A 2,818-nucleotide genomic window follows, 5' to 3' on the forward strand; every position below is an offset into this window, starting at 1 on the left:
TGAATTTCGCCAGCGCCCATCACAAAATTCGATCGCACGCTTTGCACTCCGGGCAAGGCACGCAGTTTACCCGTAATTTCTTGCTCCAGGTCACTCAACTGCTCCAGCTCGGCTCCCACAATATCCACATCAAATTCCTTACCGGGATCGCGGAAGATGGAGATGCGGGTAGGAATGACAAAGCGATAGCCTGCAAAATCGCTTGCCTTTGCCCGCAGGCGGTTGACCATCTCAGCTAGCCCGGCGGTAGTGGCAAACTCTGGTTTGAGGATGGTAGCAATGCCACGCAGGGCACCGGGACGATCGACGTACATGATGCGCTCGACTTCCGGCTGCGATCGTAGGAAATCTTGCACAGGTTGCGACTGCCGAATGGCTTCGGGGATGCTGGTTCCGGGCATCGGCTCAGCCCGCAGCACTACTAGGTTACGGTTGCCTTCGGGCAAATAGTCGGCAGGCGGCAACAGGAGAATGCTCAGCAAGAGCAACCCGACCGGAATGCCCAATAGCAGCAGTCTACGCCCTACGCGTCGGCGACCGATCGACCAGCTTACGGTGGCGGCAAGGAAGTCTTCTAACTTGCCCTGAAAGTAGCGGAAGACATCGGAGGTGCGGTAAACCGCCTGCTGCACTTTGCCAAACAGACCCGGTGGAAGCGGTACAGCGGATGACGTGGTGGTCGATAGCATTCGCTGTGCCTCTGCCTGGTCAAGAAATAGCCCAGAAAGCATCGGCACCAGGGTAACCGCCGAAAACAGGGCAAAGATGGCAGAACACGAAAGGGCGATCGCCATATCGGCGAACAGTTGTCCCGCTTCTCCGGTCACCATAATCAGAGGCAGGAAGACGATTACATTAGTCAGCGTCGAGCCGAGCATCGCTGCCCACACTTCTTGCGTGCCCTCGATCGCAGCCCGCATTGCGCTTTTGCCCTTCTGCATGTGGGTGAAAATGTTTTCGATCACAACGATCGCGCAATCCACCACCATACCCACCGCAAAAGCGACTCCAGCCAGACTAATGAGATTCAGCGTGCGACCAAACAGTTGCAACACAATGAAAATAGTAATCAAGCAAATGGGAATCGTCAGGGCTACCACAGCAACGGTTCGCATCGAACCCAAGAACAGCAACAGCACGAGTGTGGCTAGTAAGGCACCGCTGATCAGGTTTCCTTGCAGCAGGTCGATCGACTGCTGAATGTACTGGCTTTCGTCGTAGTTGTAGGCGAAGCGCAGGGCTTCTCCCTGACGGTTTAGCTCGCCTTCCAACTGCGTGATAGTATCGCGTACCCCCTTGGCAACCTCGGGCACGTTGGCACCGACTTGCCGAATCACACCAATCGCCACCGTTGGCGTACCGTTAAAAACCAGCGCGCTATCCTGCACTTTGCGCCCCATTTGCGCCTTGGCTACATCCCGCAGATACACCGTCCCGGAGGCATCTCGCCGCAGCACAAAACCCTCGATTTGCGCCAAATCTTGCGATCGACTCAGCGTTCTGACGCGGTATTCGCGCCGTCCCAGAATCAACGGACCGCCGCGAATATCACGGTTGTTGGCTTGCAGCATTTGCACCACATCCCCGATCGTCAGGTTGCGGTCCGACAGCGCTTTCGGGTCAACTTTGACCTCTACTTCTCGCCGCTGTCCGCCCACAATCAAGAATTGCCCGGTGCCTTCCACCCGTCGCAGTCGCGGTACAATCACCTCTTCTGCCAGATCGCGGTAGTGGTTGGGGTCGCCTTTGCCATCCTGCGGCACCATCGGAATCCACATCATCGGCGAACTGCTGCCGCCCACCAGTTCCACGTTGGACTCGTCTGCTTCGGGAGGCAAACTATCTGCTTGCTGGAGCCGATTGATCACATCCACCAATCGCCCTTCTAGATCCGCACCGGGCGTGAATTCCAGGGTGATGGCGCTGCGTCCAGCACGGGAATTGCTGCTAATCTCTTGCACGCCCAACACCTGTTCCATCTGTTCTTCGATCGGGCGTGTCACCAAGTCTTCTACTTCAGTGGGTCCCGCTCCAGGATAGGTGGTAGTGATGGTAATTTCGGGACGATCGCCACCGGGCTGTAGCTCCAGCGGCAGCCCTAACAGGGCAAACACCCCAAAGATTGCCAGCAAGCAAAACAAGACGAAGGTGCCGTGTCGCCATCGCACAGCCAGTTCAATGAGATTCATCGCAGTATCCTCTAGCTGTTGCTGTTCTGAACGACTTTCACAGGTGCACTGTCCCGCAGTCCATCGCTGCCGCGTAAGACAATTTCCTGCCCGGTACGTAAAGCATTGCTGTAAATAGCAACCCTTTCGCCCATATCCGTCACCAGTTCCACCGGAACCTGCTTGGCTTTGCCAGCCTCGATCGCAAACACAAACCACTGATTTTGTCGCTGGGTCAGCACGTCACGCGACACCACAAAGCTGCGGCGATCAGCGGGCATTTCTAACGTGCCAGCGATCGCCATACCAGGCAGCAAGCGCTGTCCTGCATTCTCTAGCCGCACGCGCACGCGCTGCCGTCGAGAGGATGCTTCTGCTGCTGGGACGACGGCTGTAATCGTGGTTCGCTGTTTCCACTGGGGCAGCGCCCGTGAGGTGAGCTGAATGGGCATTCCAGCCGTGACTCTGCCCGTCAGATCTTCGGGTAATTCCAGGAAAATATCCAGACGATCGCCCGCAATTAGCGACACAATTTCGCCGTTGCTTTCTACATAGTCGCCCCGGCTGACCACCCGTCGATCGACCACGCCAGCAGACGTTGCTTTTACCTGCGTCCGCAGTTGGGTCAGCCGTGCCTGATTGACTTCTGC

At 56.8% G+C, this 2,818-nt stretch carries 2 protein-coding genes; both read right to left on the bottom strand.

Annotation, left to right across the window (positions count from 1 at the left end; all coding sequences use genetic code 11):
* On the bottom strand, positions 1–2,189 hold a 2,189-nt coding region (locus H6F43_RS01610; protein ID WP_190340275.1), incomplete at its 3' end, for an efflux RND transporter permease subunit.
* An 11-nt stretch (positions 2,190–2,200) separates the two neighbouring features.
* The coding region (locus tag H6F43_RS01615) for an efflux RND transporter periplasmic adaptor subunit (RefSeq protein WP_190340276.1) at positions 2,201–2,818 on the bottom strand (618 nt) is incomplete at its 5' end.

The organism is Leptolyngbya sp. FACHB-36, from assembly GCF_014695955.1.
Taxonomy (GTDB): Bacteria; Cyanobacteriota; Cyanobacteriia; order Leptolyngbyales; family Leptolyngbyaceae; genus FACHB-36.